The sequence below is a fragment of the Oricola indica genome, from assembly GCF_019966595.1.
GTDB classification, from domain to species: Bacteria; Pseudomonadota; Alphaproteobacteria; order Rhizobiales; family Rhizobiaceae; genus Oricola; species Oricola indica.
On the sequence record NZ_JAINFJ010000001.1, the window covers coordinates 851,126 to 875,636 of the forward strand.

Genomic DNA, 24,511 nt, shown 5'->3' on the forward strand with positions numbered 1-24,511 from the left:
GTCGATCCCGTTCGAATGACAGACGGGCGGCATGGCCACGGCAGACCTCGGCGAAAACCGGGTGAAGAGATCGCGCAGGCGCACAATGGCGCTACGCGTGCGTCGGCTTGTGCGCAATTCCTCAATCCAGTTGCGGCGCTTCCTCGGACGTTTCACCGGGTCGATGCCGCGCGGCCTCTATGCGCGCTCGCTGATCATCATCATCGCCCCGATGGTTCTGCTGCAGTCGGTCGTGGCCTTCGTGTTCATGGAGCGCCACTGGCAGACGGTCACCCAGCGCCTGTCGACCGCCGTGACGCGCGATATCGCGGCGATCATCGACATCATCGAGACCTATCCGCATGACGCGGAATACGAGGATGTCATCCGCATGGCGCGCGAGCGTCTCGCGCTGAACGTCGCCATCCTGCCGCCCGATCCGCTTCCCGCGCCCGCGCCGAAACCGTTCTTTTCGATTCTCGACCGCATTCTTTCGGAAGAAATCACCCGGCAGATCGGCAGACCCTTCTGGATCGACACGGTCGGCAACTCCAATCTCGTCGAAATCCGCATCCTGATGGAGGGCAAGGTGCTCCGGGTGCTGGCGCGGCGCAGCCAGGCCTACGCGTCCAACACGCATATCTTCCTGCTCTGGATGGTGGGGACGTCGCTCGTTCTTCTGTTCATCGCGATCCTGTTCCTGCGCAACCAGATCAGGCCGATCCAGAAACTCGCGGAGGCGGCCGAGAGTTTCGGCAAGGGACGCCCCCTGCCCGCCGATTTCCGCCCGCGCGGCGCCATCGAGGTCCGCCGCGCCAGCCTCGCCTTCATCCAGATGCGCGAACGCATCGAAAAGCAGATCGAGCAGCGCACGACCATGCTGAGCGGCGTCAGCCACGACCTGCGCACCATCCTGACGCGCTTCAAGCTGCAACTCGCGCTCTCCGGCGACAAGAAGGTCAACGAGGCGCTCGAAAAGGACGTCGCCGACATGCAGTCCATGCTGGAGGGCTACCTGTCCTTCGCCAAGGGCGACGCGAAGGAGGAGACAGAGGAACTCGACCTCAACGAGGTTCTCGACAAGATCCGCGCCGACGGAAAACTCTCCGGCAACACCGTCAAGACCAGCCTCATCGGCCGTCCGGATATCGTCGTGCGGCCCGGCGCCTTCTTGCGGCTTGTCACCAACCTGACCTCCAACGCTTTCCGCTACGCCGACCATGTCGATATCGTCGCCCGCAATTCAAAGGGCCGGCTGACCCTGACCATCGACGACAACGGACCCGGCATTCCCGAGGACCGGCGCGAGGATGTGTTCCGCCCCTTCTTCCGGCTCGACGAGGCGAGGAACCTGAACGAGAGCGGGACGGGCCTTGGTCTTTCAATCGCCCGCGACATCGCGCGCGGCCATGGCGGCGACATCGAACTCGACGACAGCCCGATGGGCGGCCTGCGTGCCGTCCTCCGCCTGCCGGTCTGAAGGAACCCTGATGCGCAGCACAAAGGTCATCCATGTCGTTTCCTGCCATGCCGAGGGCGAGGTGGGAGACGTCATCGTCGGCGGTGTCGCGCCGCCGCCAGGCGACACGGTCTGGGACCAGCGCAGATGGATCGCCGAGGACGAGACCTTGCGCAATTTCGTCCTGAACGAACCGCGCGGCGGGGTGTTCCGCCATGTGAACCTGCTCGTGCCCCCGAAGCATCCCGAGGCGCAGGCCGCGTGGATCATCATGGAGCCGGAAGACACGCCGCCCATGTCCGGCTCGAACTCCATCTGCGTCGCCACGGTGCTGCTCGACACCGGCATCGTCGCGATGCGGGAGCCGGTGACGGACATGGTGCTCGAGGCGCCGGGCGGCCTCGTGCGCGTCCGCGCCGACTGCGCGAACGGCAAGGCGGAACGGATCACGGTGGAGAACCTGCCCGCTTTCGTCGGCCTTGCCGGCGTGCCTCTCGAGGTCGCCGGCCTCGGCACGATCACGGTGGACACGGCGTTCGGTGGCGACAGCTTCGTGGTTGTCGACGCGGATGCCCTGGGATTATCGCTCGAACCCGCCGAGGCGCGCCATCTCGCCGAACTCGGCGTCCGGATCACCAACGCCGCCAATGACCGCTACGCCTTCGCCCATCCGGAACGCGCAGACTGGAAGCATCATTCCTTCTGCCTGTTCGCCGGCCCGATCGAACGCCGGGGTTCGTCGCTGAGGGCCAAATCGGTCGTGTCGATCCAGCCGGGCAAGCTCGACCGCTCGCCGACCGGCACCGCCGTCTCGGCCCGCATGGCGCTTCTTCACGCGCAAGGCGAGATGACGGAGGCGGACAGCTTCACCGGCGTTTCGATCATCGGCTCGGAATTCGAGGGGCGCATTCTCGGCACCACCCGCGTCGGCGACCTGCCGGCCATCCGCCCGCAGATCAGCGGACGCGCATGGATCACCGGCACCCATCAGCACATGCTGGACCCGGACGATCCCTGGCCCGCAGGCTACCGTGTCGCCGACACATGGCCGGGCCACGGGGAAGACAGAAAAAAGCAGGCCTAGAGAAGCCGCTTGCCGTTCGGCACGGTGTGGCCCGGTCCGGCCAGCACGACCGCGCCGTTCTCGTCGTGGAAACCGAGTGTCAGCACTTCCGAGCGGATCGGGCCGATCTGGCGCGGCGGGAAATTGACGACCGCCATCACCTGGCGGCCGATCAGCTCTTCCGGCTTGTAGTGCTCGGTGATCTGCGCCGACGATTTCTTCACGCCGATCTCGGGACCGAAATCGATCATCATCTTGATCGCCGGCTTGCGCGCCTCCGGAAACGGCTCGGCCTCGACGATCGTGCCGGTCCGGATATCGACCCGCAGATAATCGTCGAAACCTATCTCAGGCGCGAGCGCCTCGAGATCCTGTGCCATCCATCATCTCCCTCAGGCTTCGCCCTGGGTCTCGAACATCGTGCTTTCCAGCGCTTCCTTCGCGGTCGCGCCCGACCACAGAACGAACTGGAACGCCTGGTAGTAGGCTTCGCAGGTTTCGATGGCGCTCGACAGCATCACCTCGACCTGGGCCTCCGTCGGCTCCGCGCCGCCGGCCAGCAGAAGCGAGTGACGGAACATCACGGCACCCTCCTTCTCCCAGAGGTCGAAATGCCCCATCAAAAGCTGCTCGTTGATCAGCGACAGCAGCCGCATCAGCTCGACGAAGCGGCTTTCATGGACCTTGACGTCGAAGCCGCAGGCGAAATGCAGCGACTCGAAGTCCTCCATCCATGCATAGGAGATGTGGTAGTTGGTCCAGTGCCCCGCGACCGCCACGGCGATCTCGTCGTCGCCGGTCCGTTCGAAATTCCAGTCATTCACGTGAGCGACCTGCTCGATCACATCGACGGGATGCGCGGCACGGTAATAATCAAGCTCAATCAGGCTCATTGCCAATCCTATTTTCGTTTCCCGCCCGAAGGCGGCGCTTTCAAAACCGGTTCAAGAGACGCGACACGGTTACGATGAAGGCGAACGAGTGCTGCAACGGACTGACGCGGCTGCGCTTACTTTCATTCGCATGGTACGAATCACTCAATAATTTCAGTCTATTGATCCGTGAGTCGCGGAAAAGCCCCCCCAACCCAAATCAGGTGTGGATAGGTTTCGGCGCGCGATTCCGGGGAGTCATTAACCGACTCTTAATCCTCGATTTTTTCGATGATTAAGAGGCGAAAAAAAATCACTGTGAATTTTAATTAAAGGCTCTGCCGCGGCCTATTTGGCGGAATCGGCGAGTTTTTTCTCGAGTTCGGCGATACGCTTTGCCAGCGCTTCGTTCTCGTCGCGCGCCTTGATGGCCATCTCGCGCACGGCGTCGAACTCCTCGCGCTGGACGAGATCCATGCCGGCCAGGAACTTCTCCGCCTGGTGCTGGAAGGCTGTTTCCACCTCGCGGCGCATGCCTTGCGCGGTGCCGGCCATGTCGGTCATCAGGCGGGCAAAATCGTCCATAAACTTGTTCGGGCCAGTTGTCATGGCGGCTACTCCCGTGTTCAAGACAATAGGTATTGCCGCGCCCGGCGCATTGCAAGCCGGCGAAAGCATGACCGCCATTTCGTCCGGCAGAACGCCCGCCAAAGAGAAACTGGATCCGATGTTTTCCCCTGCATTGAGCCAACTCGCCATCGCCTTCCCGGACATCGATCCGATCATCGTGCAATTCGGCCCGCTCGCCATCCGCTGGTACTCGCTCGCCTATATCGTCGGCATCGTGCTCGGCTGGCTCTATGCCCGCAGGATCGTCCGCAATGAACGGATTTGGGGCGGCAAGGCCCCGGTTTCCGTTCCCGACCTGGACGATTTCCTGCTCTGGGCGACCATCGGCATCATCGTCGGCGGACGGCTGGGCTTCGTGCTGTTCTACGACCTGCCTCTCTATCTGGAGGAACCGTCCCGCATTCTCCAGACTTGGCAGGGCGGCATGTCCTTCCACGGCGGTCTGATCGGCACGACGGTCGCCATGTTCGCCTTCGCATGGCGGCGCGGCCTGCCGGTCTGGAGCCTGATCGACATCGTCTCCGCCGTCGTGCCGATCGGCCTGTTCTTCGGGCGGGTCGCCAATTTCATCAATTCGGAGCTGTGGGGCCGCCCGAGCGACGTGCCCTGGGCCGTCGTCTTCCCCACGGGGGGCGACATCGCCCGCCATCCGAGCCAGCTTTACGAGGCGGCGCTGGAAGGCCTTGTCCTGCTGCTCGTCTTGCGCCTGTGCACCCACACCTTTCTGAAGCTGAGATCGCCACGTTTCGTCACCGGCGTCTTCATCGCCGGCTATGGCGCGGCGCGTACCTTCGTCGAGTTCTACCGCGAACCCGACTTCCAGATCGGCTACCTCTATGGCGGCTGGCTGACCATGGGCATGGTGCTGTCGATCCCGATGATCCTTCTCGGCCTCGCGCTCGTCGCCACAGCGAGAAAACCCGCCGCGCAATGAGCACCGATCTCGCGACCCGGATACGCCGCCTGATCCGCGCATCGGGGCCGATCCCCGTCTCGGACTACATGGCGACCTGCCTGTTCGACCCGCAGGGCGGTTATTATGCGACGCATGAGCCCTTCGGCGCGGAGGGGGATTTCGTCACCGCGCCAGAGATCAGCCAGATGTTCGGCGAAATCGTCGGCGCGTGGCTCGTTCATGCCTGGCGCAGCCTCGGTCGCCCCGCCCCTTTCCTGCTGGCCGAGATGGGGCCCGGACGCGGCACGCTGATGCGCGACATCCTGCGCACCGCCCGCATCGATCCGGCATTCATGGAGGCCGCCCGGCTTCACCTGATCGAGACCAGCCCGCGCCTGCGCGCAATCCAGCGCGAAACACTCGGGCCCCACGCCGCGCAATGTGAATGGCATGACGACCTCGCCTCCCTGCCCCACGCGCCGCTTTTCCTCGTCGCCAACGAATTGTTCGACGCCGTGCCCGTGCGCCAGATCGTCAAGACGGGCGGGACATGGCGCGAAAGGCTGGTCGGCCTCGATGACGCGGAGGGCTTCGCCTTCGTCGCGGGCGCGCCGCTGGCCGATCTGTCGATCCTGCCCGATGGAGCCGACACGGCGCGGGACGGTGCGATCTTCGAGTTCGCACCCGCCCGCGAAGCGATCGCCGCGCGGATCGGCGCGCAGCTGAAAGACCACGGAGGCACCGCACTGATCGTGGATTACGGCCACACCCGGTCCGGCTTCGCGGATACGCTGCAAGCCCTGCGCGCGCATCGCTATGTCCCGGTCTTCGAGACGCCCGGCCGCGCCGACATCACCAGCCATGTCGATTTTCAGGCGATCGCCGACGCCGCGAAGATGGCCGGTGCGCATGCCATGCCCGCGATGATGCAGGGCGATTTCCTCCTGTCGCTCGGGCTCGCGGAAAGGGCTGGCGCTCTGGGCCGCGACAAGGACGAATCGACGCAAGCGGCCATCCGCACCGCCGCCACGCGGCTCGCCGGAACCGGCGAAGGCGAAATGGGCAGCCTGTTCAAGGTCTTGTGCCTGACGGGCGAACCGGCGACCCTGCCGCCCTTCGGGTAAGCGCGCGCATTCGTCTTGTTGACATGGTCATGAAGCTGAAACAGGGTGCCTGCGGCGGAGCAAGCATAATCCATGAACGATGAAACCCGGGACGCGGTGCGACCGATCCGATCCGAACGTCTGTCCGGCATTCCCAATGTCCGGCACGGGTTTTTCACCCGCGAGGGCGGCGTTTCGCAGGGGATCTATGCCGGCCTGAATGTCGGCCTTGGCTCCGATGACGACCCCTCACTGATTCGCGAAAATCGCGAGCGCGTCGCCGGCTGGCTTGGCCGGCCGGGTCAGCCGCTGTCGACGCCGCACCAGGTTCATTCGCCCGATGTGGTGACAATCTCCGAACCGATACCCGAAGACGCCCGCCCGAAGGCGGATGCGGTCGTCACCGCGACGCCGGGCGTTGTCGTCGGCGTCCTGACCGCCGATTGCGGGCCGATCCTGTTCGCCGACGACGCCGGCAAGGTCGTCGCCGCAGCCCATGCCGGCTGGAAGGGCGCGCTGGGCGGCGTGATCGAGAACACGGTCGACGCGATGGTCGAGGCCGGGGCGCAACGCGACGCCATACGCGCCGTGCTCGGACCGTCCATCTCCGGCGAAAACTACGAGGTCGGGCCCGAATTCGAGGCGCGATTCCGCGCCGCAGACGCGGCGAACGCGCAGTTCTTCACACCTTCCGGGCGCGAAGGGCATTTCATGTTCGACCTTCCCGCCTATACGATCATGCGGTTGCGCAACGCGGGCGTCGATGCGGACCAGATCGGCCGTTGCACCTATTCGGACGAGACCCTGTTCTATTCGTATCGGCGGACAACACACCGCCGCGAGCCCGACTACGGGCGCCAGATATCCGCAATTGTGTTGAGTAACTGACTGACTTCGCTTCACGGCATGAGGAGACGCCTTATGGCACTGCATTTTGACGAGCAGGAATTCGAGGACCGCAAAACGCGCCTTCTTGGAGAGATGAAAGCCGCGAAGCTGGATGCCATTCTGCTCTTCGCACAGGAGAGCATGTATTGGCTGACCGGCTACGACACGTTCGGCTTCTGCTTCTTCCAGTGCATGATCGTGGAAAAATCCGGCGACGTGTCGCTGCTGACCCGCTCCGCCGATCTGCGCCAGGCCCGTCACACCTCCAATGTCGAGACCATCGTCGTGTGGGAGGACCGCGCCCAGGCCAATCCCGCGCGCGAATTGCGCGATCTTCTGTCCGACCGCGACCTTCTGGGCGCGCGCATCGGCATCGAATACGACACGCAGGGCCTGACCGCATTCAACGGACGGCGCGTCGATGACGCGCTCAGCACCTTCGCCACGCTGGAGGACGCATCGCGCATCGTTCCCAACCTGCGCGCGGTGAAATCCGAGGCGGAAATCAAATATGTGCGCAAGGCCGGCAAGCTCGCCGACGACGCCCTGACCGCCGCGCTGCCGCTCATCAAGCAGGGCACGGACGAAAGCGCCATTCTCGCCGCCATGCAGGGCGCGGTCTTCGAGGGCGGCGGCGACTATCCCGGCAATGAGTTCATCATCGGCTCGGGCGAGGACGCCCTCCTCTGCCGCTACAAGTCGGGCCGGCGCAAACTGACCAAGAACGACCAGCTCACGCTCGAATGGGCCGGCGTCTACCGCCACTACCATGTCGCGATGATGCGCACCGCGCTGACGGGCAAACCCTCCGAGCGCCATCTCGAGCTCTACGAAGCCGCGAAAAGCGCGCTTCTGGCCTGTGAGGAGGCGATGGTTCCGGGCAACACTTTCGGCGACGTTTTCGACGCCCACGCCAAGGCAATGGCGGCCGCCGACCTGACCCGTCACCGGCTGAACGCCTGCGGCTATTCGCTCGGCGCGCGTTTCACGCCCTCATGGATGGACCGGCCTATGTTCTACGCCGCCAATCCCGCTATCATCGAGCCGAACATGGTGCTGTTCGCCCACATGATCATCGCGGATTCGGAGAGCGGTACGGCCATGACGCTCGGCCAGACCTACCTGACCACGGAAAATTCGCCTGAATGCCTTTCCCGCCACAACCTTGATTTGATTGTCGGTTAGGGTAAAGGGATCAGGGACAGGGAAAACAGCGCGTAAAGCGCGTGAAAGGGGCTGAATGACGGGGATCCTGCCACGACTGGCCGGCATCATGTGCCTGCTGTTCATCGTCGCCGGCTGCACCGGCGCGGACAGCACGTTCGGGTTCGGCAAGCAGCAAAACGACCAGGAAGCCACCTCGAACGCCGAGTTCCCCCAGCTTTCCGATCCCGGCGCGCCGGGGACAACGCCCGGCACGGCCCAGCCCGCCGCCGGACCCGTATCCGCCCGTGTCTATTTCGCGCCCGTCGTCGGCGCTCCGGTCGAACTGATCCAGGCGATGTCGCGTCGGCTCGTCACCGTCGGCTCGGCCAATGGCGTTAGCCTGGTCGCGGCCGGCACGCCCGGCATGACGCACGAGATCAAGGGCTATTTCTCCGCCTTTACCGAAAACGGGGCGACAACCGTCATCCATGTCTGGGACGTGGTTTCGCCGAGCGGCCAGCGCGTCCATCGTATCCAGGGGCAGGAATCGGTTCCCGGCGCGACGTCCGACCCATGGGCATCCGTCACGCCGGAGGCCATGGAAGCGATCGCCGACAAGATCATGGCGCAGTATGTCCTCTGGCTTCGGAGCGCCGCCCAGCCCGCGCCGCAACCACCCGCGTGAGCGGGCTGAAAACAATCTCTCCGCTTTTTTGCGGTGCGAAACCGCACACACGCCTTGCAATGCAAGGCCATGGCTGTAAAACCCGCGCCAAGTTATCCACAGATCGCACCGGCAGGGCGCAATGAAACTGTTTGCTGGCAACTCCAATCGCCAACTCGCTGAGAATGTTGCCAAGTATCTGGGGATGAGCGTCGGCCGCGCCAGCGTTCGCCGCTTCGCCGACGAGGAAATCTTCGTCGAGATCCAGGAAAACGTCCGCGGCGAAGACGTCTTCATCCTGCAGTCCACGTCATACCCCGCAAACGATCACCTGATGGAACTGCTCATCATGATCGATGCGTTCCGCCGCTCCTCGGCGCGCCGGATCACAGCCGTCCTGCCCTATTTCGGCTATGCCCGTCAGGACCGCCGCACCTCCGGCCGCACGCCGATCTCGGCAAAGCTGGTCGCCAACCTGATCACCCGCTCCGGCGCGGACCGCGTTCTCACGCTCGACCTGCATGCCGGCCAGATCCAGGGTTTCTTCGATATTCCGACCGACAACCTCTATGCCGTCCCGGTCATGGCCCGCGACATCCGCGCCCGTTACAAGGACCTGTCGAGCGTAATGGTCGTCTCGCCCGACGTCGGCGGCGTGGTGCGCGCGCGCGCCCTGTCGAAACGGCTCGACGACACGCTGCTCGCCATCGTCGACAAGCGCCGCGAACGGCCCGGCGAATCGGAAGTGATGAACGTCATCGGCGACATCGAGGGCAAGGCCTGCTTCCTGATCGACGACATCATCGATTCCGGCGGCACGCTGTGCAACGCCGCCGATGCGCTGCTCGCAAAGGGCGCAAAGAGCGTCACCGCCTATATTACGCATGGCGTCCTGTCCGGCGGCGCGGTCAACCGCATCATGGGATCGAAGCTGACCGAGCTTGTCATCACCGATTCCATCCAGCCGACCGCCGCCGTCGAATCCGCGCCCAATATCCGCGTCCTGTCGGTCACCGACCTGATCGGCGAGGCCATCGCGCGCACATCGCACGAACAATCGGTCTCCTCCCTGTTCGACTGATCAGCGAAACGCCTGTACCGCGAGCCCGGCAAGCGACGCTGCCGCCAGCACGACGAGCATATTCGCCCTGAACCGGACCAGCGCGACGCCCGCCGCAAGCGCGATCGCCAGGGCGAAGACATCGAGCTGCGACACGTCCGGCGACGGCAGATGGACCGGCCCGAAGCGCCATTCCGGATAATCGCCGAACAGCACATGCAGGCCGAACCAGACGGCGAGGTTCGCGATCACGCCGACCACGGCCGCGGTGATGGCCGCCAGCCCGGCGGCGAGCCAGCGCACATGGCGCAGCGCCTCGACATGCGGCGCACCGGCGAAGATCCACAGGAAGCATGGCGCAAAGGTGAAGAAGGCGGCGACAAGCCCGCCAAGCAGCCCGCCCGTCAGCGGGCCGAGCCCCTCGATACCCGCCCCGGCGAGGAACCCGACGAAAACGAGCACGAGGACCAGCGGGCCGAGCGTCGTTTCGGCCAGCCCGAGCCCCGCCAGCATCTCGTCCGGCCGCAGCCAGCCGAATTGCTCGACCGCCTGCTGGCCGACATAGGCCAGAACGGCATAGGCGCCGCCGAAGGTCACCACCGCGGTCTTGGAAAAGAACAATGCGGCATCGGCCAGCACATGCCCCTGCCCGAAGGCGGCAAGAAGCGCTGCGAGCGGCACCAGCCAGATCCCGAGCCATGTCAGCGTCGTGCGGAGTGTCGCGCCGAGTGGGGCACGCTCGGGCAGCATTGCCCCTTCGGCAGTTGCCGTCTTGATTGCGTCCGGCCTGAAACGGGTCAGCGCAATGCCACCGAGCGCCGCGCCAATCACGATCAGCGGGAACGGCGCCTTCAGGAACGCGATGGCGACGAAGGCGGTGACCGCGACACCCCACATCAACCGGGTCGCCAGCGCCCGTTTCGACACCTTGACGAGGGCATCGGCCACAACCGCCAGAACCGCCGCCTGGAGGCCGAAGAGAAGTCCGGTCACCACCGGCACGTCGCCATACAGGACGAAGGCCGCCGAAAGGGTCAGCATCATCGCAAGGCCCGGCAGGATGAACAGCAGGCCGGCGACAAGCCCACCACGCACGCCATGCATCAGCCAGCCCGCATAGGTGGCGAGTTGCATCGCCTCGGGGCCCGGAAGCAGCATGCAGAAATTCAGCGCATGCAGGAAACGCGGCTCGTCGAGCCACTTTTTCTCCTCGACGAGAACCCGGTGCATCACAGAGATCTGCGCCGCCGGACCGCCAAACGACAGAAGACCGATCCGCGCGAAGGCCCTTGCGGCCTCGCCGGCGCTGACATGCGGGTGTTTTCCTTCCGGCGTGACGATCATGCGTTTCCCGTTTCCGGTACTCCTGTCGCCACAACGCATGACAGGAGGATGACCCTGAAGCGCTTCAGCGCCGCGCGCCGAACGCGCCGGCCGCCGCCTCCACGATCCGCCCGACATCGTTGGCCGAGACGTCCAGATGCGTGACGAGGCGGATGAGCGGGGCGCGGCCACCCATCAGCACGCCCGCTTCGGTCATCGCCGCCTTGAAAGCACCGAACCGGTCCGGCGACAGCCTCAGGAACACCATGTTGGTCCCGGTTTCGGGATAGTCCGCTTCAAGCCCCTCGATCCCGGACAAGCCCTCCGCGAGCGCGCGCGCATTGGCATGATCCTCGGCCAGCCGCTCGACATGGTGGTCGAGCGCGTAGAGCCCACCGGCGGCGAGGATCCCAGCCTGGCGCATGCCACCGCCCAGCATCTTGCGAATGCGCCGCGCGCGATGGATGAAATCGACCGGTCCGCTCAAAACCGAGCCGACCGGCGCGCCGAGCCCTTTCGACAGGCACAGCGACACCGTGTCGAACGGCGCGGCAAGATCGGCCGGCGCCAGACCCGACGCCACCGACGCGTTCATCAGCCGCGCGCCGTCGAGATGGACCGCAAGACCGTTCTCGCGCGCGACCTCGGCGATACGCACGATCTCCGCCTGGTCCTGAACGCGGCCGTTCCATGTGTTTTCGAGGCTCACCAGGCGCGAGAGCGGGAAATGGATATCGTCGGGATCCTTGATCGCCGCCGCGACCGCCTGCGCGGTCAATCCGCCATTGGCGTCCCCGTCGAGCGGCGTCAGGATCGCGCCTCCGAGCGCCGACGACCCGCCCGCCTCGTATTTGCAGACATGGTATTCGCGCCCGGTGATGATCTCCTCCCCGCGGGCGCAATGCGTCAGCAGCGCGAGCAGGTTGCTCTGGGTCCCGGACGGCACAAAAAGGGCGGCCTCCTTGCCGAGCAGCGACGCGACGCGCTTCTCCAGCGCGGCGACGCTCGGATCTTCGCCATAAACATCGTCGCCGACCTCCGCCTCCGCCATCGCCGCGCGCATCGCGGGAACGGGGCGAGTCACGGTATCGCTACGCAGGTCGATCACGCTGTTTCGGCCCTGCGTGTCCTTCTGGCTGGCCATGTCCCCATACATGCGGCACACATCCTTTCTCGTCGTCTGGCCATTGTGCTGCACCGGTTCGTCGCGCGATACAAGCACAGCGTCGTGTCACGACGCCGGAACGACCGCCCGCATCTTGCAACCCGGCCATGTTTCCACTATAGCGCCCCCATCCGCGCAGACACCCTTGGAGGCAGCGCGGCAAGGCCGGGCGACCGGCTTTGGTTTTTCCGGCAACAGAAAAACACTCCAGATTACGTCCTCGAAAGGAAATGCCATGAGCGAAGCATACGTGCTCAAGGCCGAGGCGCGCGAACGGGTCGGTAAGGGGTCCGCCCGGGCAATTCGGCGCAACGGTAAAATTCCCGCTGTCATCTATGGTGACAACAAGGAGCCCCTCTCCATCACGCTTCCCTACAAGGAAGTGGCGATGAAAATCCACGGCGGCGGCTTTATGACCACGCTGGCGGAAATCGAAATCGACGGCAAGAAACACCGCGTCCTGCCCAAGGCCTATGACCTTGAGCCGGTTCGCGACTTCATTATCCATGTCGACTTCCTGCGAATCTCCGCGAAGACCGAGGTGACCGTCAACATTCCGGTTCACTTCATCAACGAGGATGACTGCCCCGGCATCACCAGAGGCGGCGTGCTCAACACGGTTCGCCACGAGGTGGAAGTCACCTGCCCGGCCAGCGATATCCCGGAATACTTCTCGGCCGATCTCACGGGTCTCGAACTCGGCGACGCGATCAAGATCTCCTCGATCGCGCTTCCCGAGAACGTCCATCCGACGATCACCGACCGCGACTTCACCATCGCCACCATCGCCACACCTGCTGGCCTGAAGAGCGAAGAGGACGAAGCGGAAGACGAGGCGGCACCGGATGAGGTCGCAGTCGTCGGCGAGGAAGAAACCGAAGAGGAAGGCGGGGAGTAATAACACCCCCCGCCCGGCCTATCGGAGCCGGCTGACCCATGCTTGTCATCGCAGGCCTAGGCAATCCGGGACCGAAATACGCCGCGAACCGGCACAATATCGGCTTCATGGCGGCGGACGCGATCGTTCGCCGCCATGCGTCTTTCAGCCCCTGGCAGAAGAAGTTCAACGCCGAGATCAGCGAAGGCCGGCTCGAAGGCGAGAAGGTTCTTGTGATCAAGCCGCTGACCTTCATGAACAATTCCGGCCAGGCCGTCGGCGAGGCACTCCGCTTCTACAAGCTCGGTCCCGAGGACCTCGTCGTGCTCTACGACGAACTCGACCTGGCGCCCGGCAAGGTACGCATCAAGACGGGCGGCGGCTCCGGCGGCCATAACGGCATCCGGTCCATCGACGCGCATTGCGGCAAGGACTACCGGCGCGTCCGCCTCGGTATCGGCCACCCGGGATCGAAGGAACGCGTGCACGGCTACGTGCTGGGAGATTTCGCAAAGGCCGACCAGGCGTGGCTCGATACGCTGCTGGACACTGTCGGCGAACATGCCGGAATGATCGTCAGGGGCGACAATTCCGGGTTCATGAACAAGACCGCGCTCGCGCTGGGAGACGACATGGCCGCACGAAAGAAGAAGCCGGCGGAGACCGCGAAGCCCGCTGGAAAGCAGAGCCATATCCGCCAGGCGCGTCAGCAGACGCCGCAGGCGCCCGCAAGCGGGCCGATGGCGGACATGCTGAACAAGTTGCTGGGGAAAAAGGACTGACCTGATGGGTTTCAAATGCGGCATTGTCGGCCTGCCGAATGTCGGCAAGTCGACGCTTTTCAACGCGCTGACGAAGACGGCGGCCGCCCAGGCCGCGAACTATCCCTTCTGCACGATCGAGCCGAATACCGGCGAGGTCGCCGTGCCGGACGAGCGATTGTCGAAGATCGCCGCCGCCACGAAATCGAAGGAGATCATCCCGACCCGCATCAATTTCGTCGATATCGCGGGCCTCGTGCGCGGTGCCTCCAAGGGCGAAGGTCTCGGCAACCAGTTCCTCGCCAATATCCGCGAGGTCGACGCCATCGTGCACGTGCTGCGCTGTTTCGAGGATGACGACATCACCCATGTCGAAGGCCGCATCGACCCGGTCTCGGACGCGGAGACGGTCGAGACGGAGCTCATGCTGGCCGACCTTGACAGCCTCGAGCGCCGCATCGTGCAGATCCGCAAGCGCGCCACCGGCAAGGACAAGGAAGCGACGACGATCCTTCCGGTCATGGAACAGGCGCTGGCGCTGCTGCAGGACTCCAAGCCCGTCCGCGTGATGCTCGACGGTATCGCAGCCGAGGACCTCGCCATCCTGAAAAGCCTGAACCTGCTGACCTCCAAGCCGGTTCTCTATGTCTGCAACGTCGCCGAGGATGATGCCGCGACCGGAAACGAGCACTCTCAGGCCGTCGACAAAATGGCCGCCGAGCAGGGTGGACGCACCGTCGTTATCTCGGCCGCGATCGAGGCGGAGATAGCCCAACTCGACGACGCCGAGGCACGCGAATACATGGAGGCGATGGGACTGGAAGAGCCGGGTCTCGACCGCCTGATCCGCGAAGGCTACCGGCTGCTCGACCTGCTGACCTTCTTCACCGCCGGGCCGAAGGAAACCCGCGCATGGACCGTGAAGAAGGGCGCCAAGGCGCCGCAGGCCGCGGGCGTCATCCACACCGATTTCGAAAAGGGTTTCATCCGCGCCCAGACCATTGCCTATGACGACTATGTATCGCTCGGCGGCGAGGTCGCGGCCAAGGAAGCCGGCAAGGCCCGCGACGAGGGCAAGGAATACCTCGTTCAGGACGGCGACGTGATGCTGTTCAAGTTCAACGTCTGAGTGTCAGGCGCGGCTGCCTGCCGCGCCTGCATGAATGCCGAGCAAGGCGGACGGCGAAAGCCGTCAGGCCTTCTTGGTGCTGCAGGTATTGATGCCGAGCAGCGTGTAGGGCGGACACCAGCCGAGCGCGGCCGTCGCCAGAAGCACGATACCGACGATGAGGGCGATCCAGCCCAGCACGCCCGTTACCGTGCCCATGAAAAACAGAGCGACCAGAATGACTCCGGCAATGGCGCGGATGGCACGGTCTGTGCCGCCCATATTGTTCTTGAACATTTCGCTATCCTCTCGATGGCGGTTTCTGTGCAGACAGGAAAGCACATTTCGCGGGCGCCGTCGGTGACCATGTCACCGAAGGCCGCATTTCTATTCGTCAGGCCCACCCGCGACCCGTCGCAACGCATCGGGCGACACGATCCGCACCACGCCGCGTTCCGGCAAGACGATGCCTCTTGCTGACAGTGCCTCCAGCCGGCGCGAGACGACCTCACGCGCCGAGCCGATCGCCGAGGCGATCTCGGCATGCGTCGCCTTCACCTCGCCGTCCTTTCCAGCGCGCGCGAGCAGCCATTGCGCGAGCCGGCGCTCCACCCGTACAAAGGCAACCATCTCGAGGAACTGCGTCATTTCGCCGAGCCGGTCGGCGAAGGCGCGAAAGACAAAGCGACGGAATTTCTCCGACGTAGCCATCAGCGTGTCGAACATGGACGGCGGGACGACGACGGCGACCACGTCCGTGTCGGCGATCGCCTCGCCCGTATAGCTCTGCGCGCCCAGGAGACCGAGCGTCGTCTGGACGCATGTTTCGCCCGGATCGACCGAATAGAGCAGCAATTCGCGCCCGGTCCGGCTGTTGAGGAAGACGTTCACCCTGCCCGAGATGATCAGCACGAAGCCGAACGGCGCGTCGCCGGGGCGAAACAGCACCGTGCCGGCCTTGAAGAGCTGCGGCGCCAGCGTGTCGAGCGCCTGGCCGGCCGAAGCCTCGAAAATGTTCTGATAGGCTGTTCCGGCGATCCAGTCTGCCACGGCTTTCCTCCTGACCAGGCGCTCCGCCTCAATCCAGCAGGACCCGGCGGGCACCGGAAAAATACTGCCTGCGCACGAGGACCGCGATGACGAAAGATGTCGTTACGATAAGCGCCCAGGGCCCGAGAAACCAGCCGAGATAGGCAAGTCCGAAGAAGATCGCCCGCATGCCCGCGGTGAAATGGCGGCTGGCGATGATGTTCATTTCGGCGGCCCTCAGCGCCGCCGTTCGCCGCTCGTCATACGAGGAGTCCTGCGTGTGACGCACGCCGCCGATCAGGATCGAGCAGTAGTTGAACAGCCGGTAGGCCCAGCCGAACTTGAAGAAGGCGTAGACGAAGATCGTCGTCAGGCCGAACACCTTGATTTCGTACACGCCGCGCGAAACCGCCTCGGTGAACGGGATGTCGCGATAGATCTGCAGCACCGCGTCTGCAGAGCTGAGCAGCGCCAGACAGCCGCCGATCGCCAGGATCGAAGCCGACCCGAAATAGGCCGAGCCCTGTTGCAAGCCGGTGACGATCGCCGTGTCGATCATCCGCAGATCGCGCTCCACCAGCGTCATCATCCACTCGCGGCGACGGATGGCCATCAGACCGGAGAGGCTGGTTTTACGCCAGCCGGAATAATCGACCAGCGCCTCGAAGGCGAGCCACGCAACAATGAAAAAGCCGAGCGCGACAAGGTCGCTTGCTGTGATGATGGAGAAGATCGCGTCCATGGCTCCAGCGGGCAAGGCGCTAGTCGCCCTCGAACTCGATCAGGGTTTGGACCGGCACGCCGAGCGCCTCGATCTTGCTGCGCCCGCCGAGATCGGGCAGATCAATCACGAAACAGGCCGCCACGACCTCCGCGCCCATCTGTTGCAGCAGCTTGACCGCACCTTCGGCCGTTCCGCCCGTGGCGATCAGATCATCCACGAGAATGACCCGCTCGCCCTGCTTGACCGCATCCTTGTGCATCTCCATTTCGTCGACGCCGTATTCGAGGCTGTAGGCGATGCGCACCGTCTCGTGCGGCAGCTTGCCTTTCTTGCGGATCGGCACGAAGCCCGCCGACAATTGGTGCGACATCGCTCCGCCGAGAATGAAGCCCCGCGCCTCGACGCCGGCGATCTTGTCGATCTTGGTGCCGGCATAGGGATGAACCATTTCGTCGATCGAGCGACGGAACGCCCGGGCATCGCCCAGAAGCGTGGTGATATCCCGAAACATGACTCCCGGTTTCGGATAATCCGGGATCGTGCGGATTGCCGCTTCGAGAGTGTCACGCAAGCTCATTTTGTGCCTTTCCGTCCGCACCGATACAAATCGCTGCGGATCATGTCCTTATACAGGGCAAAAGAAAAGGGCGCTCGAGCGCCCTTTTCGCAATCGGAATTCCCGCTTTCGTCAGTGATCGACGCGCGACCATACCTGCTTCTTGGCGAGGTACAGGAACGCCGCGAAGATGATGAGGAAGAGCATCACCCGGAAGCCCATTTCCTTGCGCTCGGTCATGTGCGGCTCGGCCGCCCACATCAGGAACGCAGCGACATCCTTCGCTTCCTGCTCGATCGTCGCGGGCGTGCCGTCGTCATACTCGACATCGTCGCCATAGAGCGGCTGCGCCATTGCGAGCGCCACGCCCGAACCGAAATGCGGGTTGTAATAGAGCCCGTCCGGAACAACGACATGCTCAGCCGGCTCTTCGCCATAGCCCGTCAGCAGCGAATAGATGTAGTCCGGGCCGCCCTCCGCATATTGCGTGAACACGTCGAAGACGAACAGCGGGAAACCGCGCTCGACGCCGCGTGCCTTGGCAATCAGCGAGAAGTCCGGCGGAATCGCGCCATTGTTGGCGACCTTGGCCTGTTCCTCGTTCTCGTAGGGGCTCGGGAAATAATCCGTCGGAAGGCCCGGACGCGTGAACATCTCGCCGTCCGCATTCGGTCCGTCCTCGACATCGTAACCGGCCGCGATGGCGTCCACTTCCTCTTCGGAATAGCCAAGCTCGTGGAAGTCGCGGAAGGCAACGCGCTTGAGCGAATGGCAGGCCGAGCAGACATTGGCATAGACCTTGAAGCCGCGCTGCAGCTGGCCCTTGTCGTATTTGCCGAACGGCCCCGCGAAGCTCCAGTCCTGCTCCACCGGCTTCTTCAGCGGATAGTGGACCGTGTGCTGTTCGCCTTCCTCTTCCGCCGCATTGGCACCGGGCAGGACGAGCGCCATGGCGAGCGCCGCAGCGCCGATCGTGGCAATGACATGTTTCATTGTTCTGTTCCCGTAAGTTTGCGCCACGCGGCTCATCCCCTCGTTTCCGGCGATGCGGCGGTTCCGCTCGCGACCTGCTGGGCGCCGCTCTTGCGGTTGCGCTCCAGCACCGCCTCGGTGATCGAATTCGGCAGCCTGCGCGGCGTTTCGATCAGGCCGAGGACCGGCAGAATGATCAGGAAGAAGACGAAGTAGTAGAGCGTCGCGATCTGCGCCATCATGGTGTAGACGCCTTCGGCCGGCTTCGAGCCCAGCCATCCGAGGAAGATGGCGTTGGCGACGAAGATCCAGAAGAACAGCTTGTACCACGGACGATAGACCGCCGAGCGCACCTTGGACGTGTCGAGCCAGGGCATGATGAACAAGAGCGCGATCGAACCGAACATGACGAGCACGCCGCCAAGCTTGGAGTCGATCGGGCCGACATTGAAGGTGATGGCGCGCAGCATCGCGTAGAACGGCAGGAAGTACCATTCGGGCACGATATGCGCCGGCGTCACCAGCGGGTTGGCTTCGATGTAGTTGTCCGGGTGGCCCAGATAGTTCGGCAGGTAGAAGACGAAGTAGGCGAACACGACGAAGAAGACCATCATCGCGAACGCGTCCTTGATGGTCGCGTAAGGCGTGAAGGCCACCGTGTCCGTCTTGGATTTCACCTCGATGCCGGTCGGGTTCGTCTGGCCGGTCACATGCAGCGCCCAGACGTGCAGGATAACGACACCCGCGATCATGAAGGGCAGCAGGTAGTGCAGCGAGAAGAACCGGTTGAGCGTCGGATCGCCGACCGCGTAACCGCCGAGAAGCAGTTCCTGGATCGGCTGGCCGACCACCGGGAAGGCGGTGAAGAAGCCGGTGATAACGGTAGCGCCCCAGAAGGACATCTGTCCCCAAGGCAGCACGTAGCCCATGAAGCCGGTCGCCATCATCAGCAGGTAGATGATGCAGCCGAGGATCCAGAGCAGTTCGCGCGGCGCCTTGTAGGAGCCGTAATACATGCCGCGGAACATGTGCAGATAGACCGCGACGAAGAAGAAGGATGCGCCGTTGGAGTGCATGTAGCGCAACAGCCAGCCATGGTTCACGTCGCGCATGATGTTTTCGACGCTCGTGAAGGCCAGGCCGGTCGAGGCGACGTAATGCATCGCCAGCACGACACCGGTCAGGATCTGCGAGATCAGCATGAAAGAGAGAATGCCGCCGAACGTATAGGCGTAATTCAGGTTGCGCGGCACGGGATAGGCGACGAACGAGTCGTACATCATCCGCGGCAGCGGCATGCGGGCATCGACCCATTTGCCGATACCCGAGGTCGGCGTGTAGGTGCCGTGTGCTTCGTAAGTGCTCATGCTCGGGCTCCTATACGGTGTCTGTGCCGATGGTCAGCGTCGAAGCGTCTGCGAAGACGTGCGGCGGCTGTGGCAGGTTGATCGGCGCAGGTCCGCGCAGGATGCGGCCGGTGAAGTCGAACACCGAGCCGTGGCAGGGGCAGTTCCACCCATCGGCGCCCGTATCGACCACCTTGGGAATGCAGCCCAGATGCGTGCAGTTCGCGGCGACGACGACCCAGTCCTTGGTGGCTTCGTCGGCCGGACCGCCAATGCGCGGTTCCGCCGGTGCCGGATCCTTGAGGTCGCTCTCGGGCAGTTCGGTAACCGCGCCGATCTCCGCCTCGGTCAGGCGGCGCACGAAATACGGCTTGCCGCGCCAGGTCACGATGATGGCCGCACCGGGCTCGATGGACGAAATGTCGATATCGACAGGCTGGCCGGCCGCGCGGACAGCCGCGTCCGGGCGCATCTGGTCGATAAAGGGCCAGGCGAGACCCGCCGCGCCGACCACACCGAGCATCCCGGTGGCGACGTAGATGAAGTCGCGGCGCGTTGTCTCATCAGCGGTGATTGTTTCTTCGCTCACAGGAGCATTCCTTTCCGGTACAGTCACTGTGTCTGCGGGCGGTCAGGACAGGCACAGGCAAGTGCCCGCGCCCGCAGCCACGTCCCCCGCGATCCCTTATTTCGGAAGGACGCGCTTGTCCAGCCTCGACCATCGGATGATGGCAACATGTCGCGCTGTTTTTTCGTGGAAAAGCGGGCTTATTCCGCAGCTTCGCCGAGTGCAAGAAAACCGCCGGACTGCCGCGCCCACAGCCGGGCATAGAGGCCGTCCGGGCGCTTCACAAGCTGGGCGTGCGTTCCCATCTCGACGATTTCGCCGCGATCCATGACGATCAGGCGGTCCATCGCGGCGATCGTCGAAAGACGGTGCGCGATGGCGACGACCGTCTTGCCGGCCATCAGGCCCTGCAGATTTTCCTGGATCGCCGCCTCGATATCCGAATCGAGCGCCGAGGTCGCTTCGTCGAGGATCAGGATCGGCGCGTCCTTGAGCATCACCCGGGCAATCGCCACGCGCTGACGCTGGCCGCCCGACAGTTTGATGCCGCGTTCGCCGACATGCGCGTCATAGCCGCGCCGGCCCTTCGGGTCCTCGACGCCCATGATGAATTCATGCGCGTGGGCCTTCTTCGCCGCCTCGACGATCTCCGCTTCGGTTGCGCCCAGTTTTCCATAGGAAATGTTCTCGCGCAGCGAGCGATGCATCAGCGACGGCTCCTGGCTGACGACGCCGAACTGCTCGCGCAGCGATCCCTGGGTGAGGTCGCGAATGTCGTGATCGTCGAGCAGGATGCGCCCGCTCTCCACGTCGTAGAGACGCAACAGCAGGTTGACGAAGGTCGATTTCCCCGCCCCCGACGGACCGACCAGCCCGACCTTCTCGCCCGGCTCGATCTCCACGGTCAGGCCGTCGAACAATTCGCCATTCTTCTTGCCGTAATGGAACTGCACCTTGTCGAAACGGATGCGGCCGGACGATTTCGGCATCTCGATCGCGTCGGACCGGTCGCGAATCGACGGCACGACGGAGACGGTCTCCGTCGCATCCTGGACGGTCGAATAGGCGCGGATCAGGCCATTGATGTTGAACATCATCCAGCCCGACATCTGGTTGAGCCGGAAAACGAGACCCATCGTCGCCGCGATTGCGCCGGTCGAAAGCGCACCGTTCATCCACGAGGAGATGGCCAGCGCGGCCACGCCCGTCATCATGAAGCCGTTGAGCAGCGCCACCGAGGCGCGCACGGTCGTGATCATCCGCGTCAGATGCGTCACCGCGCTCAGATAATTGGTGAGCGCCGACCGGATACCACCATGCTCGCGCTGGCGGCTGTCGAACAGCTTGACCGACAGGATATTGGTGAAGATGTCCACCATGCGCCCGTTGAGCACGGCGCGCTCGTTGGCGTTCTCCTTGCCGGCGCGGCGCAGGCGCGGCAGCAGGAAGCGGATGATCGCCGCATAGCCCATGCCCCACACCGCCACGACCACGCCCATGCGCCAGTCGAGCGTGGTCAAGATCGTGGTGGTCAGGATGACGAATGTCAGGAACGACCACATCGCCTGCAGCGACGTGACGATAAAATCGCCCGTCGATTCGCCCGCCTGCATGATCTTGGTCGCGATGCGGCCGGCGAAATCGTTCTGGTAGAAGGTGTAGGGCTGCTCGATCACACGGCGAAAGGCCTGCCAGCGGATCATCGTGTAGAAGCGCGGCACGATCACCTGCTGCTCGATCACCGCCGAGCCGATCATCACGACGGCGCGCACGACCAGTAGCAGCGCCGCAAGCCCCGCGAGCTGGTGCCAGTGGTCGCGGAGCAGCGCTTCCGGCGACGTGTTGTCGAGAATGTCGATCAGCCAGCCGACCGACCAGTAGAGCGCCGCGTCCACTCCGCCGACCAGCCCGCCAACGACCAGCAGGATGATGAAGGGCCACCGCGCCTGGTTGGCGAAATAGAGGATGAAGCCCCACGCCGTCTGCGGCAGCAATTCGCGCCCCGGATCGGAAAACGGGTCGACGAAGCGTTCCACCCGGTTCCAGACCGGGTGGTCCATGTCACGATAGCGCGTGTCCGGCTCCTGCCCGGGCCTGTAACGATTGCTCATTCCGCAGCGACAGCCTCTGTTGCATCGATGAAGCCGCCGGACTGGCGCGCCCACAATTGCGCGTAGATCCCTTCCGACCCGGCAAGAGCCTCATGCGTGCCCTCTTCGACGATATGCCCCTTGTCGAGCACCACCAGCCGGTCGAGGCTGGAGATCGTGGATAGCCGGTGCGCGATCGCGATCACTGTCTTTCCTTCCATGAGGGCATAAAGGTTGTCCTGGATCGCCGCCTCCACTTCGGAATCGAGCGCGGACGTGGCCTCGTCGAGCACGAGGATCGGGGCATTTTTCAGGAAGACCCGCGCGATCGCGATGCGCTGACGCTGGCCGCCCGAAAGTTTCACGCCTCTCTCGCCGACATGCGCGTCATAGCCGGTCCGGCCCTGAAGATCGACGAGATCGAGGATATAGTCATGCGCATTGGCCCGCTTGGCCGCCGCGACGATTTCCTCCTCGGTGGCGTCCGGCTTGCCGTAGGCGATGTTGTCGCGCACGGACCGGTGCAGGAGCGAGGTGTCCTGGGTCACGACGCCGATCTGCGAGCGCAGGGAATCCTGCGTCACGCCGGCAATGTCCTGGCCGTCGATCAGGATCTGACCGCCCTCGAGATCGTAGAGGCGCAAAAGCACGTTCATCAGCGTTGATTTACCCGCGCCGGACCGTCCGACAAGGCCCACCTTCTCTCCGGGCGCCACAGACAGGCTCAGATCCTCGATCACGCCGCCATCCTTTCCGTAGTGAAAGCGGATGTTTTCGAAGTCGATCCGGCCTTCCTTGACGACCAGCGTCTTGGCGTCCGGCGCGTCGGACACGATGCGCGGACGCGCGATCGTGCCCATGCCGTCCTGCGCCATGCCGATATTCTCGAACAGGCCCGCCAGTTCCCACATGACCCAGTGCGCCATGCCTTCCAGCCGCAGCACCAGCCCGATGGCGACCGCCAGCGCGCCGACGCTGGCCGAACCGGCCGTCCAGGAGACGATGCCGATGGCACCGACGGAGAACAGTAGCAGCGAGTTCGACACGTCGAGCCCGGTGTTCAGCATGGTGACGTAGCGCATCTGCGGATGAACGGTTTGCAGGAAGTCGTCCATCGCATCGCGCGCATAGGTCTCCTCGCGTCCGGCATGGGCGAACAGCTTCACCGTCATGATATTGGTGTAGCTGTCGACGATCCGCCCGGTCATCGACGAACGGGCATTGGACTGCAGCTCCGAGATCGCCCGCATTTTCGGCAGGAAATGGCGCAGCAGGACTACATAGAAGACCAGCCACACCACGAAGGGCAGCATCATCCAGACATCGAGCGACCCGACCAGCAGCAACGCGCCGGTGAAATAGACCGCCACATAGATGAAGACGTCGAGGATCTTGACCACCGTCTCGCGAACGCCGAGCGCGGCCTGCATCATCTTGGTCGCCACGCGGCCCGCAAACTCGTCCTGGTAGAAGGAGAAGCTCTGGCCGAGCAGGTAGCGATGCGCCTTCCAGCGGATGATCATCGGGTAGTTGCCGAAGATCGTCTGGTGCATGATGAATGTATGGCCGAGGCTGAGCAGCGGCAGGAGGACGAGAATCACCGCCCCCATCCAGAACAGCGTCCAGCCTTCATCCGCGAGGAAAGTCGCGCGGTCGGCACTGGCGAGCCAATCGACGATGTTGCCGAGGAATCCGAACAGCGCGACCTGCACCGCGGATATCCCGGCGATCAACACCGACGTGATCGCCAGCCAGGGCCAGATGCCCTTGGTGTAATGCCAGCAGAAGGCAAGCAGGGTCGACGGCGGCTGCTCGGGCTGCTCGGCGGGAAAGGGGTCGATTCTGTTTTCAAACCACGAGAACATGGCGGACCTCATGAAAAGCGATATGGCGACGAACAAAGGTTCGGCGAGAATGACGGGATGCGCGACAGCGCGGAACGGCGTGACGGGCCCGGCACCGGCAAAGCCGGGAATGCGGACGCGAAAACAATGAACTCAGAGCAATGGGGCATGACCGTAAACCGTTCTGGTGGAACCAAAACCGGCGGTCACGAAAGAATTCACAGGCTGTGTTCGAACCGCTGGCTTGTCAGGCGAGAATGACGCTGGGCGTCCGTGGACGCAGCAGATCGCCTGTGGGGAGCGCGACGCGCGCATGCATTGGAATGTATTCCATCGTCGCCTCCTTGGCTTGCGGTTGAAGATCGCTACTTATACCGAGCGGTCCGCCA

The 24,511-nt window shown here is 63.9% G+C and carries 25 protein-coding genes; 11 read left to right on the forward strand and 14 right to left on the reverse strand.

Going from position 1 to position 24,511, the window contains the following annotated elements; translation table 11 throughout:
• Nucleotides 1-31 precede the first annotated feature (31 nt).
• Both LC343_RS04035 and LC343_RS04040 read left to right on the forward strand, forming a co-directional pair.
• Complete coding sequence (locus LC343_RS04035) at nucleotides 32-1,459, forward strand: ATP-binding protein (RefSeq protein ID WP_428982493.1); 1,428 nt, start codon at nucleotides 32-34, stop codon at nucleotides 1,457-1,459.
• Between the two features lie 10 nt (nucleotides 1,460-1,469).
• Nucleotides 1,470-2,522, forward strand: a complete 1,053-nt coding sequence (locus LC343_RS04040) for a trans-3-hydroxy-L-proline dehydratase (protein ID WP_223475801.1) — start codon at nucleotides 1,470-1,472, stop codon at nucleotides 2,520-2,522.
• Here LC343_RS04040 and LC343_RS04045 read toward each other — a convergent pair.
• From LC343_RS04045 to LC343_RS04055, 3 genes are all read right to left on the reverse strand, one after another.
• Nucleotides 2,519-2,881, reverse strand: a complete 363-nt coding sequence (locus LC343_RS04045; protein ID WP_223475802.1) for a tRNA-binding protein — start codon at nucleotides 2,879-2,881, stop codon at nucleotides 2,519-2,521. The genes LC343_RS04040 and LC343_RS04045 overlap by 4 nt on opposite strands.
• Before the next feature lie 12 nt (nucleotides 2,882-2,893).
• Nucleotides 2,894-3,394: a type III secretion system chaperone family protein gene (locus tag LC343_RS04050; RefSeq protein WP_223475803.1), complete on the reverse strand. Its 501-nt coding sequence runs from the start codon at nucleotides 3,392-3,394 to the stop codon at nucleotides 2,894-2,896.
• Nucleotides 3,395-3,721: 327 nt separating this feature from the next.
• Nucleotides 3,722-3,982, reverse strand: coding sequence for an accessory factor UbiK family protein (locus LC343_RS04055; protein ID WP_223475804.1), 261 nt, complete (start codon nucleotides 3,980-3,982; stop codon nucleotides 3,722-3,724).
• A 118-nt stretch (nucleotides 3,983-4,100) separates the two neighbouring features.
• Between LC343_RS04055 and lgt the strand changes: the two genes are divergently transcribed.
• The 6 genes from lgt (at nucleotide 4,101) to LC343_RS04085 (ending at nucleotide 9,780) form a co-directional block, all read left to right on the forward strand.
• Nucleotides 4,101-4,937 (forward strand): prolipoprotein diacylglyceryl transferase, encoded by an 837-nt coding sequence (lgt, locus tag LC343_RS04060; RefSeq protein ID WP_223476108.1) that lies wholly within the window; start codon nucleotides 4,101-4,103, stop codon nucleotides 4,935-4,937.
• Entirely contained in the window at nucleotides 4,934-6,022 is a 1,089-nt protein-coding gene (locus tag LC343_RS04065) for a class I SAM-dependent methyltransferase (protein ID WP_223475805.1), read from the forward strand. The genes lgt and LC343_RS04065 overlap by 4 nt, the downstream gene beginning before the upstream one ends.
• 72 nt (nucleotides 6,023-6,094) lie before the next feature.
• Nucleotides 6,095-6,889 carry a peptidoglycan editing factor PgeF gene (gene pgeF / locus LC343_RS04070; RefSeq protein ID WP_223475806.1) on the forward strand — a complete coding sequence of 265 codons (795 nt, stop codon included), beginning with the start codon at nucleotides 6,095-6,097 and terminating at the stop codon, nucleotides 6,887-6,889.
• A 33-nt stretch (nucleotides 6,890-6,922) separates the two neighbouring features.
• Nucleotides 6,923-8,074, forward strand: a complete 1,152-nt coding sequence (locus tag LC343_RS04075; RefSeq protein ID WP_223475807.1) for a M24 family metallopeptidase — start codon at nucleotides 6,923-6,925, stop codon at nucleotides 8,072-8,074.
• Nucleotides 8,075-8,129: 55 nt separating this feature from the next.
• Nucleotides 8,130-8,720 carry a hypothetical protein gene (locus LC343_RS04080; protein WP_223475808.1) on the forward strand — a complete coding sequence of 197 codons (591 nt, stop codon included), beginning with the start codon at nucleotides 8,130-8,132 and terminating at the stop codon, nucleotides 8,718-8,720.
• A 121-nt stretch (nucleotides 8,721-8,841) separates the two neighbouring features.
• Nucleotides 8,842-9,780: a ribose-phosphate pyrophosphokinase gene (locus LC343_RS04085; protein WP_223475809.1), complete on the forward strand. Its 939-nt coding sequence runs from the start codon at nucleotides 8,842-8,844 to the stop codon at nucleotides 9,778-9,780.
• On the opposite strand, the gene chrA is transcribed toward LC343_RS04085, so the two are convergent.
• Nucleotides 9,781-11,103, reverse strand: coding sequence for a chromate efflux transporter (chrA, locus tag LC343_RS04090; protein WP_223475810.1), 1,323 nt, complete (start codon nucleotides 11,101-11,103; stop codon nucleotides 9,781-9,783). It lies immediately after the preceding gene.
• Between the two features lie 64 nt (nucleotides 11,104-11,167).
• Nucleotides 11,168-12,238: a low-specificity L-threonine aldolase gene (gene ltaE, locus LC343_RS04095; RefSeq protein ID WP_223475811.1), complete on the reverse strand. Its 1,071-nt coding sequence runs from the start codon at nucleotides 12,236-12,238 to the stop codon at nucleotides 11,168-11,170.
• Nucleotides 12,239-12,482: 244 nt separating this feature from the next.
• Between ltaE and LC343_RS04100 the strand changes: the two genes are divergently transcribed.
• From LC343_RS04100 to ychF, 3 genes are read left to right on the forward strand one after another with little or no spacing between them, the layout of a single operon-like run.
• Nucleotides 12,483-13,145, forward strand: coding sequence for a 50S ribosomal protein L25/general stress protein Ctc (locus LC343_RS04100; RefSeq protein WP_223475812.1), 663 nt, complete (start codon nucleotides 12,483-12,485; stop codon nucleotides 13,143-13,145).
• Nucleotides 13,146-13,183: 38 nt separating this feature from the next.
• Entirely contained in the window at nucleotides 13,184-13,906 is a 723-nt protein-coding gene (gene pth / locus LC343_RS04105) for an aminoacyl-tRNA hydrolase (protein WP_223475813.1), read from the forward strand.
• 4 nt (nucleotides 13,907-13,910) lie between these two features.
• Nucleotides 13,911-15,014 (forward strand): redox-regulated ATPase YchF, encoded by a 1,104-nt coding sequence (gene ychF / locus LC343_RS04110; protein WP_223475814.1) that lies wholly within the window; start codon nucleotides 13,911-13,913, stop codon nucleotides 15,012-15,014.
• 63 nt (nucleotides 15,015-15,077) lie between these two features.
• On the opposite strand, the gene LC343_RS04115 is transcribed toward ychF, so the two are convergent.
• From LC343_RS04115 to LC343_RS04155, 9 genes are all read right to left on the reverse strand, one after another.
• Nucleotides 15,078-15,290, reverse strand: coding sequence for a YgaP family membrane protein (locus tag LC343_RS04115; protein ID WP_223475815.1), 213 nt, complete (start codon nucleotides 15,288-15,290; stop codon nucleotides 15,078-15,080).
• Between the two features lie 90 nt (nucleotides 15,291-15,380).
• Entirely contained in the window at nucleotides 15,381-16,043 is a 663-nt protein-coding gene (locus tag LC343_RS04120) for a Crp/Fnr family transcriptional regulator (protein ID WP_223475816.1), read from the reverse strand.
• A 28-nt stretch (nucleotides 16,044-16,071) separates the two neighbouring features.
• Nucleotides 16,072-16,779, reverse strand: coding sequence for a DUF599 domain-containing protein (locus LC343_RS04125; protein ID WP_223475817.1), 708 nt, complete (start codon nucleotides 16,777-16,779; stop codon nucleotides 16,072-16,074).
• 4 nt (nucleotides 16,780-16,783) lie between these two features.
• The gene (locus LC343_RS04130) at nucleotides 16,784-17,323 is read right to left on the reverse strand and encodes an adenine phosphoribosyltransferase (RefSeq protein WP_223475818.1); all 540 of its coding nucleotides are present in this window, start codon (nucleotides 17,321-17,323) and stop codon (nucleotides 16,784-16,786) included.
• Nucleotides 17,324-17,434: 111 nt separating this feature from the next.
• Entirely contained in the window at nucleotides 17,435-18,295 is an 861-nt protein-coding gene (locus tag LC343_RS04135; protein WP_223475819.1) for a cytochrome c1, read from the reverse strand.
• Nucleotides 18,296-18,327: 32 nt separating this feature from the next.
• Entirely contained in the window at nucleotides 18,328-19,641 is a 1,314-nt protein-coding gene (locus LC343_RS04140) for a cytochrome b (RefSeq protein ID WP_223475820.1), read from the reverse strand.
• A 10-nt stretch (nucleotides 19,642-19,651) separates the two neighbouring features.
• On the reverse strand, nucleotides 19,652-20,209 hold the full coding sequence (gene petA, locus LC343_RS04145; RefSeq protein ID WP_223475821.1) for a ubiquinol-cytochrome c reductase iron-sulfur subunit: 558 nt from the start codon (nucleotides 20,207-20,209) through the stop codon (nucleotides 19,652-19,654).
• A gap of 179 nt (nucleotides 20,210-20,388) precedes the next feature.
• Nucleotides 20,389-22,248, reverse strand: coding sequence for an ABC transporter ATP-binding protein (locus LC343_RS04150; RefSeq protein WP_428982507.1), 1,860 nt, complete (start codon nucleotides 22,246-22,248; stop codon nucleotides 20,389-20,391).
• A gap of 47 nt (nucleotides 22,249-22,295) precedes the next feature.
• Entirely contained in the window at nucleotides 22,296-24,143 is a 1,848-nt protein-coding gene (locus tag LC343_RS04155; RefSeq protein WP_223475823.1) for an ABC transporter ATP-binding protein, read from the reverse strand.
• Nucleotides 24,144-24,511: the final 368 nt, after the last annotated feature.